At 59.3% G+C, this 13012-nt stretch carries 8 protein-coding genes; 4 read left to right on the top strand and 4 right to left on the bottom strand.

Annotated features, from left to right (window positions below; all coding sequences use genetic code 11):
* Nucleotides 1-123 precede the first annotated feature (123 nt).
* Nucleotides 124-1887, top strand: coding sequence for a dihydroxy-acid dehydratase (ilvD, locus tag K5Q35_RS06985; protein ID WP_220799006.1), 1764 nt, complete (start codon nt 124-126; stop codon nt 1885-1887).
* A gap of 303 nt (nt 1888-2190) precedes the next feature.
* Here the strand turns inward: ilvD and K5Q35_RS06980 are convergent, their stop codons facing one another.
* From K5Q35_RS06980 to K5Q35_RS06965, 4 genes are all read right to left on the bottom strand, one after another.
* Nucleotides 2191-3531: a S41 family peptidase gene (locus K5Q35_RS06980; protein ID WP_220799005.1), complete on the bottom strand. Its 1341-nt coding sequence runs from the start codon at nt 3529-3531 to the stop codon at nt 2191-2193.
* A 6-nt stretch (nt 3532-3537) separates the two neighbouring features.
* Nucleotides 3538-4680 carry a murein hydrolase activator EnvC gene (locus K5Q35_RS06975; protein ID WP_220799004.1) on the bottom strand — a complete coding sequence of 381 codons (1143 nt, stop codon included), beginning with the start codon at nt 4678-4680 and terminating at the stop codon, nt 3538-3540.
* A complete protein-coding gene (gpmI, locus tag K5Q35_RS06970) occupies nt 4665-6182 on the bottom strand; it encodes a 2,3-bisphosphoglycerate-independent phosphoglycerate mutase (protein ID WP_220799003.1) in 1518 nt (505 codons plus the stop codon). Before gpmI ends, K5Q35_RS06975 begins: the two co-directional genes overlap by 16 nt.
* Nucleotides 6183-6256: 74 nt before the next feature.
* A complete protein-coding gene (locus K5Q35_RS06965) occupies nt 6257-9232 on the bottom strand; it encodes an error-prone DNA polymerase (protein ID WP_220799002.1) in 2976 nt (991 codons plus the stop codon).
* 130 nt (nt 9233-9362) lie between these two features.
* On the opposite strand from K5Q35_RS06965, the gene K5Q35_RS06960 reads away from it, so the two are divergent.
* The 3 genes from K5Q35_RS06960 to polA all read left to right on the top strand — a co-directional run bounded on the left by K5Q35_RS06960 (nt 9363) and on the right by polA (nt 12985).
* On the top strand, nt 9363-9830 hold the full coding sequence (locus tag K5Q35_RS06960; protein WP_220799001.1) for a DUF1203 domain-containing protein: 468 nt from the start codon (nt 9363-9365) through the stop codon (nt 9828-9830).
* Between the two features lie 80 nt (nt 9831-9910).
* Nucleotides 9911-10087, top strand: coding sequence for a zinc-finger domain-containing protein (locus K5Q35_RS06955; RefSeq protein WP_083825492.1), 177 nt, complete (start codon nt 9911-9913; stop codon nt 10085-10087).
* 96 nt (nt 10088-10183) lie between these two features.
* On the top strand, nt 10184-12985 hold the full coding sequence (gene polA, locus K5Q35_RS06950; RefSeq protein WP_220799000.1) for a DNA polymerase I: 2802 nt from the start codon (nt 10184-10186) through the stop codon (nt 12983-12985).
* Nucleotides 12986-13012: the final 27 nt, after the last annotated feature.

Below are 13012 nucleotides of genomic sequence, written 5' to 3'. Positions count from 1 at the left end.
CAACTTAGGTCTGTGGGCACATCAATACAAGGACGCATGTGTGGGCTGCCGTTACGCTTGAGCCTTGCGGCCCGCAGGGCGGTTGGCTATGCCTGTTCAAGGTTTTTGTTACGGAGAGACACCATGTCCAGCCAGCGCTTTGATAAATCCAAGCTGCCCAGCCGCCATGTGACCGAGGGGCCCTCACGCGCGCCGCATCGGTCCTACTATTACGCGATGGGCATGACGGAGGAAGAAATCCATCAACCGCTTGTTGGCGTGGCCACCTGCTGGAACGAGGCAGCCCCCTGTAACATCGCCCTGAACCGTCAGGCGCAATCGGTCAAGATGGGTGTGAAACGCGAAAGCGGCACACCACGTGAATTCACCACCATCACCGTCACCGACGGCATCGCCATGGGCCATGAGGGCATGCGGTCGTCACTGGCGTCACGCGAGGCGATTGCCGATACGGTCGAACTGACCATGCGCGGGCATTGCTATGATGCGCTTGTGGGGCTGGCGGGTTGCGACAAATCCCTGCCAGGCATGATGATGGCGATGATCCGTCTGAATGTGCCATCGGTTTTCTTGTATGGCGGGTCGATCCTGCCGGGACGTGCGCCCAAGGGGGCGTCCGTGCCTGCGGAATACGTTGACCGCGATCTGACCGTTCAGGACATGTTCGAAGCGGTGGGCCATCAGCAAAACGGCACGATGACCGAAGCAGAGCTGGAAGTGCTCGAACGGGTTGCCTGCCCCTCGGCCGGAGCCTGTGGCGGGCAGTTTACCGCCAACACCATGGCCTGTGTATCCGAGGCCATCGGTCTGGCGTTGCCCAATTCTGCCGGGGCGCCTGCGCCGTACGAATCCCGTGACGCCTATGCCGAAGCCTCGGGTGCGGCCGTCATGAACCTGATCGAAAAGAACATCCGCGCGCGCGACATCTGCACGCGGCAGGCCTTTGAGAATGCAGCCCGGATCGTCGCTTGTACGGGCGGGTCGACCAACGCCGGTCTGCACCTGCCTGCCATGGCGCATGAGGCGGGCATCGATTTCTTCCTCGAAGACGTCTGCGAGATTTTCCGCGACACGCCCTACTTCGTCGATCTGAAACCGGGCGGGCAGTATGTCGCCAAGGACATGTACGAAGCGGGCGGCGTGCCCGTGGTGATGAAAGAGCTGCGCAAGGCGGGTCTGTTGCACGAGGATTGCATGACCGTCACCGGCTATTCCATCGGCGAGGAACTGGACAAGGTCAGCCTTGAGGCGGACGGGCGCGTTGTCTATCCGATTGAAACACCGCTGTCGAAAACCGGTGGCGTCGTCGGTCTCAAGGGCAATCTTGCCCCCGAAGGGGCCATCGTGAAAATCGCCGGGATGGAACCGCAGCATTTGCTGTTCACCGGCCCTGCGCGCATCTTTGAATGTGAGCAGGACGCGTTTGAAGCCGTCCAGAACCGCACCTATGAAGAAGGCGATGTCTTTGTCATTCGCAACGAAGGTCCAGCAGGCGGCCCCGGCATGCGCGAGATGCTGGCGACGACCGCGGCGCTTTCCGGTCAGGGCATGGGCAAGAAAGTGGCGCTGATCACAGATGGGCGTTTCTCGGGGGCCACGCGTGGCTTTTGTGTCGGCCATGTCGGTCCAGAGGCTGCCCATGGTGGTCCAATCGCGCTGCTTGAAGACGGCGATATGATCAGCCTGAATGCGATTGAGGGGACAATCTCCGTTGACGTGTCCGAAGAGGACATGGCCGAGCGCAAAGCCAACTGGAAGGGCGCGCGCCCGACGATCTATGGTGCTGGTGCCTTGTGGAAGTACGCACAACTCGTGGGGCCGACCTATCTTGGGGCCGTGACCCATCCGGGCGCTAAAGACGAAGGCCACGAGTACATGGAACTGTAAAGCACTTTGCCTGTGATTCGTATCACAGGTCGCTGCCTTTCGCTTGGGGCGCGCGTCTTGCGATACGAATGCCCAAGATACAACGAAAAAAGCCTCACGCGGCCCGGTGCTGCGTGAGGCTTTTTTTGGGACCAAAGGCGGTCAAAAGCAGGTTCTGATCCGGCATATTTTGACACTATGAGGGCACTATCCGGCCTTCATCGCATCAAAACCCACCCTCTCTCACAAAACCAAATGCCCAATGTCCAAGCTGGATATTGCGCCTGAAGTGCCCCGCCTGACACGGCGGGGCGCTTCAATAACCTAGCGGTTGCTGGTTCCGATGGCCGACAGACCTTTGAGAATATCAATGGCATAGGCCAGTTGGTAATCCTCTTCGCGCAGGGCCGCTGCAGCTTCGGCTTTGGCGCGGTCTGCTTCGATCTGCTTGATCTCATCTTCCGACAGGCTGTCATTGTTCAAAGAACCGCGCAGATCCGCTTCAGAGCGGGACGGACGGTTTGTTGTCTCGTCCTCTTCTTCTTCTGCCAGACTGCGGCGTGGCTGCTCAACAACGATGTCGGGGGAAACGCCCAGAGACTGGATCGAACGACCTGACGGCGTGTAATACCGCGCAGTCGTCAGGCGCATCGCACCATCGCTGCGCAGGGGCATCACTGTTTGCACGGAGCCTTTGCCAAAACTCTTGGTACCGACAACAATCGCACGGCGGTGATCCTGCAAAGCACCCGCGACGATCTCGGAGGCAGAGGCAGAGCCGCCATTGATCAGAACCACGATCGGTTTGCCTTCGGCAAGATCGCCAGCGGTTGCGTTGAACCGCTCTCCGTCCTGAATTTCACGACCACGGGTGGATACAATTTCACCCTTTTCCAAGAAGGCATCTGACACCCGGATCGCTTGCGTCAGCAAACCACCGGGGTTGTTGCGCAGGTCAATGACGATCCCGTTGATCGCATCAATGCCGCCTGCTTCTTCGATCTGCTCTTTGAGACCGGATTGCAGGTTGGTGTAGGTCTGGTCGTTGAACGTCGTTACCCGCAGCACAACCGTATCACCCTGTGTCCGCGTGCGCACAGCGGTCAGTTTGATCGTGTCGCGAATGATGGAGACATCAAACGGCTCTGGCTCGCCTTCGCGCACCAATGTGATGATGATCTCGGACCCAACGGGGCCGCGCATCATCGTGACCGCTTCGTCGAGCGACAGGCCCAGAACGGATTCGCCGTCAACATGCGTGATGAAATCACCTGCTTCGACTCCCGCCTCATCCGCAGGGGTGCCATCAATGGGCGAGACGACTTTGACAAAGCCTTCTTCCTGCGTGACCTCGATGCCAAGGCCGCCAAACTCGCCGCGTGTCTGAACCCGCATTTGTGCTGCGTCATCCGGGCTGAGATAGCTGGAATGCGGATCAAGCGAGGTCAGCATACCATCAATCGCAGCTTCAATCAGCTCTCCGGGGTCGACCTCTTCAACATATTGCGCACGAATGCGTTCAAAAATATCCCCGAAAAGATCAAGCTGCTCGTATACGTTGCTCGACTTTGCGGAATCCTGCGCGAGCAAGGGACCTGCGATCTGGGTTGTCGCGATGACACCAGCCAGGGTTCCGCCCAATGCCGCCATGGCAAATTTTTTCATAAATCTCTATCCATCCTTTTCTGTCCGGAACCAATCGCTCGGATCCTCAGGCGTATTATTCACTCTTACCTCTATATAGAGCGTTTCTGAACGCCCTGTACCAGTCTGATCACCATCTGTTGACAACTCTGCGGCAATTTTGTCGCCAACACCGCCCATAAGACCCAGCGGTGCATCCGCTTTAATCACGTCACCGGCCGCACCGTATACGGTCTCCAACCCCGCGAAGACAAAGAGAACTTCGGCCTGCGGCTCGAGAATCACCACCTGTCCGAAATCGAGCAACGGCCCGACATAGCGGATTGTTGCAGGAACGGGGCTGGTAACAAGGGCAGCGGGTTGCGTTGCCATAATGATGCCCGGGCGGCGGATACCAGCCGCATCTGCCTCTCCGGCGGCGCGCAAAAGGCGACCCCGCACGGGCAGATCAAGCGCGCCTTTGTCTCCGGCCAGATCAGGCGGGACGATGGCGATCTCTTCGAGAATGACGCGGTCCAGACCGGCCGCGAATTCATCCAGCGTTTCAGCCGTGTCGATAAGGATGGCCTCGTTGATAGGATCGCTCACAAAGCGTTTGGGCAAATCTGTACGATCGGCCATGGCTTGATTGAGCGCCGCGCGCGCTTCCTGCACCTGTTGCAGGGCCGCTTCCAGACGGGTTGATGCATCCGTTTGAAGGGCCGCAAGCGCCTGCAATTCCTCAAGATCCCGGCGCACATCAGCCGCCTTGGCACTGAGCGCCGGGGTCACTTCGGCCACGAGCATACCAGCGCGTGCTGCCCCCGTCGGGCCACCGGGGTGAAGCAGTATGACCGGCGAGGACGCGCGCCCAACCCGCTGCAAAACAGCCAAGAGGGACGCGATCTCCCGTTCCTGCGCGATGAGTTGCGCGGATAACTGCGCTTCACGGGCGGAGGCTTGCCGCAAGCCACTGCGCAAGGCACCAAGGCCTTCTTCGAATGCGGTGACGGTTTCTGTCAGGGCGCGCACCCGGTCGCGTGCAGACTGGGCGGCTTCCAGTTTACCGCTCGCCTCATCCAGCATCTCCACAGCCAGTCGCGCACGCTCGGCAGGCGCGGTTTGTGCGACAGCGAATGCAGGCAGCAATAGCACCGTCAAAAGGGCCAGCAGCTTTATGACATCAGGCATTTGCCGGTCATTTCCTTTGGTGGTTCTAATCCCATCAAATGCAGGATGGTCGGGGCCAGATCGGCCAGCCGTCCGTCGCTGAGGGTCGTGTTCTCTGGCGCGCCAACCACAACCACAGGCACAGGGTTCAGAGTATGGGCGGTATGCGGACCGCCTGTTTCAGGGTCAATCATCACATCGCAATTGCCATGATCGGCCGTGACGATCATCGCACCACCCGCCTTTTCCAGCGCGGCCAGAACCCGGCCAAGCCCGTGATCAACCGCCTCGCAGGCTTTCATCGCGGCCTGCAAATCGCCTGTGTGCCCGACCATGTCGGGGTTGGCGTAGTTCACGACGATCAGATCATAGCCTTCCTCAATTGCCGCGACGAAGGCATCCGTGACCTCTTTGGATGACATCTCAGGCTGTAGATCATAGGTCGCCACATCAGGGGATTTCGGCATCAAACGGTCCTCACCGGCGAAAGACACCTCTTCCCCGCCGTTCAGGAAAAACGTGACATGCGGGTATTTTTCAGTCTCCGCCAGCCGGTATTGACGCAAGCCCTGTTGCGCCACCCAATCCCCCAGCGTGTTCACGATTTCCGGTTTGGGATACATGGTCGCCATATAGGCCGCATGCGCCTGCGAATACTGCGCCATACCCATCAACCGTGCCCATTTCGGGCGGGCCCCCGTTTCAAAGGCGGTAAAATCGGGATCGCCGATTGCCGCCATGATTTCGCGGGCGCGGTCGGCGCGAAAGTTCAGGCAAAAGAATCCGTCGTTGTCTTTTGCACCCGTGTATCCGTCCAGAACTGTGGGTAAGATGAATTCATCGTTTTCACCCTGCGCATAGGCCTGATCCACCGCATCAGATGCGGACGCGGCCTTGCGTCCCGTGCCCGTGACGATGGCCTGATAGGCTTTGGATACCCTGTCCCAGCGATTGTCGCGGTCCATGGCAAAATAACGCCCGGTGACGGTTGCAATCTCAACGCCGTCCGGCAAAGCCGCCTGCAGCGTCTCAAAATACCCAAGGGCAGAGCGTGGGGCCACGTCGCGCCCGTCTGTCAGCGCATGAATGACCACGGGAATATTTTCGTCGGCGAGGGCTTTGGCGGCGGCAACCATATGGTTGATGTGCCCATGCACCCCACCGTCCGAGACGACGCCCATCAGATGCGCCGTGCCGCCGCTGTCTTGAAGGGTCACGATGAAGGCCCTGAGACGGGAGTTTTGTGCAAACAGCCCCTCTTCGATCGCCAGATCAATCTGGCCCAGATCCATGGCCACCACGCGGCCTGCGCCAATATTGGTATGACCGACTTCGGAGTTGCCCATCTGGCCGCTGGGCAGCCCGACATCGGGTCCAAAGGTCGTGAGCGTCGCATGCGGGCAGGTCGCCATGAGGCGGTCCATATTGGGCGTATCGGCCAGCAAGGGCGCATTGCCTTCGCGCCGCTCGCTCAATCCCCAGCCATCAAGGATGCAAAGTACCACTGGTTTAGGTCCGGTCATATGTGCGCCTGCTGTTTTGCCTTGTTTCGGGCCTTGTAACGCTTGGCAGGCGCGGGGTGAAGGGCACAGATGCCCTAGTCCGGATTACCGCGTGTATAGCTCAGTTTGGACAGATCGGGTGCTTTGCCCTCTGCGGGTGCAAGGGACACAGGTTTTGCTCCCGGCTGTGGGGTCAACCGGTGCCTGAGCAACGCCATCGGATGCGCCCTGAGCGTCAGGCGCATGGCGACATAATCCTCGACCACCTCTTCGCCCAATGTCATTTCGGGCAACAGGGCTGCGGGTTCATCAATGGCTTCACCGTCGATATCGCCTGCAAACAGCGGCAGCGGCGCGCCCGGCACAAGTGCTTTGGCCTCCCACAGGGCGGCGCGGCGATTAAGGTCAAGGGCTGCAAAAACATCTGCCTCGGCAAGACGTTCGATCATCACTGGCTGCAGCCCGGCCCGTCGCCACACATCCCGCACGGAGCGATAGCCGTTGCCGCGCGCCGCCGTCAGCCACGTGGCGTCCTCTTCGCTGACGCCTTTGATCTGCCGGAACCCCAGCCGCAGCGCGAGGCCACCCTGACCATCCGGCTCCATCACGTTTTCCCAAAAACTGGCGTTGATGCAGATGGGCCGCACATCGACCCCATGTTCGCGCGCGTCCCGCACGATCTGGGCAGGGGCGTAAAACCCCATGGGCTGCGAATTCAGCAGCGCGCAGGCAAAGATGCCGGGGTGGTGGCATTTGATCCAAGACGAGGCATAGACCAGCAGCGCAAAACTGGCCGCGTGGCTTTCGGGGAAACCATACGATCCGAATCCTTCGATCTGACTGAAACAGCGCTCGGCAAAATCATCATCATAGCCCTTGTTTTTCATGCCCCGCAGAAACAGGTTTCTGAATTCGCTGACGTTGCCGTGCTTTTTGAAGGTCGCCAGCGAACGGCGCAGACGGTCCGCCTGATCGGGGGTAAAGCCCGCGCCGACAATGGCGATCTGCATCGCCTGTTCCTGAAACAGCGGCACGCCCAGTGTCTTGCCCAGCACCTCGCCCAACTCGTCCGAGGGGAAGGAGACTTCTTCTTCTCCATTGCGGCGGCGGATGTAGGGATGCACCATATCGCCCTGAATGGGACCGGGGCGGATGATCGCAACCTCGATGACCAGATCATAGAAACAACGCGGGCGCATGCGCGGCAGGAAATTCATCTGCGCGCGGCTTTCCACCTGAAACACCCCGATGCTGTCCGCGCGGCAGAGCATATCATAGACCACCGGATCCTCAGGCGGCAGGGAGGCCAGCGTGTGGCTGACGTTATGGTGCATCTGCATCAGATCAAACGCCTTGCGGATACAGGTGAGCATGCCCAGTGACAGCACATCAACCTTGAGGATGCCCAGCGTTTCGATGTCATCCTTGTCCCAGCAAATGACCGTGCGCCCTTCCATCGTGGCGTTTTCAATGGGGACCAGTTCGTCAAGCCGCCCTTCGGTGATCACAAAGCCCCCCACGTGTTGGGACAGATGGCGGGGAAAGCCGTTGATCTCATAGACCAATGCAAGGGTTTGTTGCAGGCGGCGGTCGTTTGCATCCAGCCCGATTTCGGCCATGCGTTCCGCCTCGATCCCCTTGGTGGAAAAGAACCCCCAAAGCTGTGAGGAGAGCGCAGAGATCGTATCTTCGCTCAGCCCCATGGCGCGGCCCACCTCGCGGATCGCGCGTTTGCCCCGGTAGTGCACGACCGTCGCGCAAAGCCCCGCGCGGTGGCGACCATAGCGTTCATAGATATGCTGGATGACTTCTTCGCGGCGCTCATGTTCGAAATCCACGTCGATATCAGGGGGTTCGTTGCGCGCCTCTGACACGAAACGCTCAAACACCATCGTGCCGATCTCGGGGGACACGGAGGTGACGCCCAGACAATAACAGACCACCGAATTGGCCGCGGACCCGCGCCCCTGACACAGAATGTCGCGCGACCGGGCAAAGGCCACAATGTCGCGTACGGTCAGGAAGTAGGGCTCGTATTTCAACTTTCCGATGAGGGTGAGTTCATGTTCCAGCAGACGGTGAACCTTGTCAGAGGTCCCTGCCGGGTAGCGCCATGCGAGCCCCTCATAGGCCAGACGGCGCAACCGGTCCGAGGGGGTTTCATTCTCCGCAATCTCTGACGGGTATTCATAGCGCAGTTCATCCAGTGAGAACTTCAGGCTTTGGGCAAGGGTGTGGGCGCGGTCCACGGCAGCGTCAAACCCTTTGAAAAGGCGGCGCATCTCGGCTTCTGAACGCAGGCGTGCCTCACTGTTGGGCAAGGCCACGCGGCCCAGATCGTCGACGCGGCATCCGGTTCGGATTGCGGTCACAACATCTGCAAGTTTGCGGCGCGCGCCGTGATGCATGACAGGGGCCGCACTGGCCACCGTCGGCAAACCCAGACGCCGCGCCTGTTCGGTGAGGTCTGCAAAGCGCTGAGGGTCGCGACCATCATACTGTGGGAAAAGGCCGATATGAATTTTCCCGGTAAAGCAGCGCGTCAACTGTCGCGCGGTTTGCGCCCATCCACCCGCGCCGCACGGCACCTCCTGCGCCTGTGGCCAGAGGATCAATTGCAGCCCGCTGCCCCCTTCCAACAGATCTTGCAGGCGCAATTCGCAAGAGCCTTTTTCGGCACGCTGCCGTCCCATTGAAAGAAGACGGCACAGGGTGCCCCATCCTGCCCGGTTTTCCGGCAGGGCCGTGATTTCGCAAGCATCCGAGAAAACCAGCCGTGCCGCAGGGATCAGGCGCGGCATTGCGTAAAGGAACGTGGGCGTCACCCGCAACCCCGCCGGCAGGGCAGGGCCGATCTGGCCATTTGCGGCCTCCCATGCCTGCCGCTCGCGCACCTGCCGGGCGATATCGCGCGCCTGCGCATGGGCACGGACGATTCCCGCCACCGTGTTTTCATCTGCGATTGCAATGGCTCCGATACCCAGCGCCGCCGCACGGGACATGTATTCCTCCGGGTGGGAGGCACCTTTGAGGAAAGAGAAATTAGAGGTGATATTGAGTTCAGCAAACATGGTTACAGATCACCATATTCCCTTTTTGTTCTCATTTGGAGTCCCATTCGAAAGCGCAGGAAACGGATTGCGGCAAAAACATGAAATCCGCCATTCAGGGCGCGTCATCCAGACGATGAGGGAAGTCAAAATGCCGCTTTACAGTGCCTTACCAACAGAGATGGTGCGCGCCCTTCAGGCCGGGGGAGTTGACGCGAACGGTCAGATCGCCGAATTCAGCACCTCGGATGGGTCTTCCAACCCCTGCCGACACTGCCTGCAAGACATCCCACAAGGTCACGGCATGTTGATTCTCGCCTATCGTCCTTTTGCCCGGGTGCATCCCTATGCGGAAACAGGACCGGTTTTTCTGTGCTCAGACCAGTGTGACCGATGGCAAAGCGTCAGCAATCTGCCCCCCATTCTCGCCACCTCGCCTGAATACCTGATCAAAGGCTACGATGCGGCGGAGCGGATTGTCTATGGAACGGGCACAGTCGTGCCTGCCATAACTCTATCGGCCAGTATCGACGCGATCCTTGAAAACCCAGCCGTCGCATTTGTGCACATTCGATCCGCACGCAACAATTGCTATCAGGCACGTGCCGATAAAGGATAGCGGATCGCTGTTCAGATGGGCTTGCCCCGAGACGCGGCTTTGGCCATAAAGCAGCCGTGTAGAGTCAAGGAAACTTTCCCATGCAGCAGCCCCCTGAGACAAAGATTGTCGATCGCTTTCGTATTGCCTGCGACGGTGGCGAAGGCGCGCTTGGGCATCCGCGCGTGTGGCTGCAAATTCCAAAAGACACCGGCTGGGTGGAATGTGGCTATTGCGACTGCAAATATATCCACAAGGATTACGCAGACAAAACATGAGCGCTTGCACGCATTGCACCTGCCTTGGGGTTATGTGTAAGCCAAAGACAGGTGACGCATTTGTCATGTCTTGAGACATCTTGAGGGAGCGGTTCGATGACAAACACTTTTGGCAAAGGGCATCACCTTCACCTCATCGACGGGTCGGCGTTTATCTTTCGGGCCTATCATGCGCTGCCCCCTCTGACGCGCAAATCCGACGGGCTGCCGATTGGAGCCGTTTCGGGGTTTTGCAACATGCTGCACCGCTATGTTGAGGGAAACACCGGCCCTGATGCGCCAACCCATGTCGCCGTTATTTTCGACAAAGGCAGCCATACGTTCCGCAACGACATGTACGATCTGTACAAAGCCAACCGGGACGCAATGCCCGAAGACTTGCGCCCGCAGATCCCGCTGACCCGACGCGCGACGGAAGCCTTCAACATCGCCTGCAAGGAAAAAGAAGGCTTTGAGGCAGATGACATTATCGCGACATTGGCCGTTCAGGCCCGCAAGGCCGGTGGCACCTGCACCATCATCAGTTCTGACAAGGATCTGATGCAGCTTGTGGGCGACGGGGTCGACATGCTGGACGCGATGAAAAACAAGCGGATTGACCGCGACGGTGTCTTTGAGAAATTTGGCGTCTATCCGGAACGGGTGGTCGACGTTCAGGCGCTGGCGGGCGATTCTGTCGATAACGTACCCGGTGCGCCCGGGATCGGCATCAAGACCGCCGCCCTGCTGATCAATGAATACGGCGATCTGGACAGCCTGCTGGAACGCGCAGGCGAAATCAAACAGCCCAAACGCAAACAGACACTGATAGATCACGCGGACCAGATCCGCCTGTCGCGCAGGCTGGTTTTGCTGGATGAGGCCACGCCGTTGGACTTCACCCTCGAAGACCTTGAGGTGCGCGACCCCAATCCAGACCAATTGATGCCGTTTCTGGCCGAAATGGAATTCCGAACGCTGACCAAACGCATTGCCGACCAGCTTAAGGTCGAGATGCCGGAAATCAACGACACGCCCGCCAATGCGCCGGCGGCGCTTGAAATCGCCGATGTGCCTTTTGACAAGGCCGGATACTCTCAGGTCGACAGTGCGGAAGCCCTGCAAGAGTGGATCGATCAGATTTACGAGCGTGGCTATGTCGCCGTGGATACCGAAACAACCGGACTGAATGACATGACCGCGGATCTGGTCGGGGTTTCGCTCTGCGTTGAGCCGGGCAAGGCCTGCTATATCCCGCTAATTCACAAAGCGGCCAGCAGCGATGACCTTTTTGGCTCTGACGATCTGGCGGAAGGGCAAATGCCGCTGGAGACGGCGCTGGAAATGCTCAAACCCGTTCTGGAGGATGAGAGCATCCTCAAGATCGGGCAGAACATGAAATATGATGCCAAGATATTCGCGCAGGTGGGGATCACCGTCGCGCCCATCGATGACACAATGCTGATGTCTTACGCCATGCACGGCGGTCTGCACGGGCACGGCATGGACGCCTTGTCGGAACGGTATCTGGGCCACACGCCCCTGCCCATAAAGCCGCTGTTAGGCTCTGGTAAGTCTGCGATTACCTTTGACAAGGTGCCGCTCAACGATGCGGTGCCCTATGCTGCTGAGGATGCGGATGTCACCCTGCGCTTGTGGCAGCAGTTCAAACCGGCCCTTCACCGCGCACAGGTCACACGGGTCTATGAAACGCTTGAACGTCCGATGGTGGCCGTGCTTGCGGATATGGAGCGTGCAGGGATTAAGGTGGACCGTGATACCCTCAGCCGGATGTCCAATGCCTTCAGCCAGAAAATGGCCGCGCTGGAAGATGAGATTTACACGCTGGTCGGGCGTAAATTCAATGTGGGCAGCCCAAAACAACTGGGTGAAATCCTGTTTGATGAAATGGGCTTGCAGGGTGGCAAGAAGGGCAAAACCGGGGCCTATGCAACCGGTGCCGATGTGCTTGAGGATCTGGCGACCGAGCATGAACTGCCGCGCCGCATCCTTGACTGGCGGCAACTGTCCAAGCTGAAATCGACCTATACGGACGCGTTGCAGGACCACATCAACCCGGACACGGGCCGTGTGCATACATCCTATTCGATTGCCGGGGCCTCGACCGGGCGGCTGGCCTCAACCGACCCAAACCTGCAGAATATCCCAATTCGCTCTGAGGAAGGCCGTCGCATCCGCGAAGCCTTTGTCGCCGAAGAGGGCAAAACGCTGGTAGCACTCGACTACAGCCAGATTGAGTTGCGCATTCTTGCGCATATCGCCGACATTCCGGCCCTGAAAGCCGCCTTCGACGAGGGGCAGGACATCCACGCCATGACCGCGTCAGAGATGTTCGATGTCCCCCTCGATGAAATGACGCCGGAGATTCGCAGACAGGCCAAGGCGATCAATTTTGGCGTAATCTACGGCATCTCGGGCTTTGGTCTGGCGCGCAACCTGCGTATCCCGCGCAGCGAGGCGCAGGGCTTTATCGACCGGTATTTCGAACGATTCCCCGGCATCCGCACCTATATGGACGACACCAAGGCATTCGCCAAAGAGCACGGCTATGTCGAGACACTGTTTGGCCGTCGGATTCACACACCAAACATCGGGGCAAAGGGGCCTCAGGCCGGGTTTGCCGCGCGCGCAGCGATCAATGCGCCGATACAGGGCACCGCCGCCGATGTGATCCGCCGGGCGATGATCCGCATGCCCGCCGCCATCGTGGATCTGCCCGCAAAGATGCTGCTGCAGGTGCATGATGAGCTGTTGTTCGAGGTCGATCAGGGATCGCAGGGCGCCTTGATCGACGCCGCACGCAGCGTCATGGAAAGCGCCGCCGACCCGGTTGTACACCTTGATGTGAAACTGACCGTGGATGCGGGCGAGGGGCCGAACTGGGCCGTGGCGCATTAAAGCGTCATGCGAAAAACCTGAATCACG

It is taken from the genome of Roseobacter sp. OBYS 0001, from assembly GCF_019654895.1.
GTDB lineage: Bacteria > Pseudomonadota > Alphaproteobacteria > Rhodobacterales > Rhodobacteraceae > Roseobacter > Roseobacter litoralis.
The sequence above is the reverse complement of the archived record's forward strand: the minus strand, read 5'-3'. Positions and strand labels throughout refer to the sequence as shown.

Excerpts from the sequence above, each read along its gene's own strand:
- ilvD (WP_220799006.1), top strand. The coding sequence starts at position 124 with ATGTCCAGCCAGCGCTTTGATAAATCCAAGCTGCCCAGCCGCCATGTG.
- K5Q35_RS06980 (WP_220799005.1), bottom strand. The coding sequence starts at position 3,531 with ATGAAAAAATTTGCCATGGCGGCATTGGGCGGAACCCTGGCTGGTGTC.
- K5Q35_RS06975 (WP_220799004.1), bottom strand. The coding sequence starts at position 4,680 with ATGCCTGATGTCATAAAGCTGCTGGCCCTTTTGACGGTGCTATTGCTG.
- gpmI (WP_220799003.1), bottom strand. The coding sequence starts at position 6,182 with ATGACCGGACCTAAACCAGTGGTACTTTGCATCCTTGATGGCTGGGGA.
- K5Q35_RS06965 (WP_220799002.1), bottom strand. The coding sequence starts at position 9,232 with ATGTTTGCTGAACTCAATATCACCTCTAATTTCTCTTTCCTCAAAGGT.
- K5Q35_RS06960 (WP_220799001.1), top strand. The coding sequence starts at position 9,363 with ATGCCGCTTTACAGTGCCTTACCAACAGAGATGGTGCGCGCCCTTCAG.
- K5Q35_RS06955 (WP_083825492.1), top strand. The coding sequence starts at position 9,911 with ATGCAGCAGCCCCCTGAGACAAAGATTGTCGATCGCTTTCGTATTGCC.
- polA (WP_220799000.1), top strand. The coding sequence starts at position 10,184 with ATGACAAACACTTTTGGCAAAGGGCATCACCTTCACCTCATCGACGGG.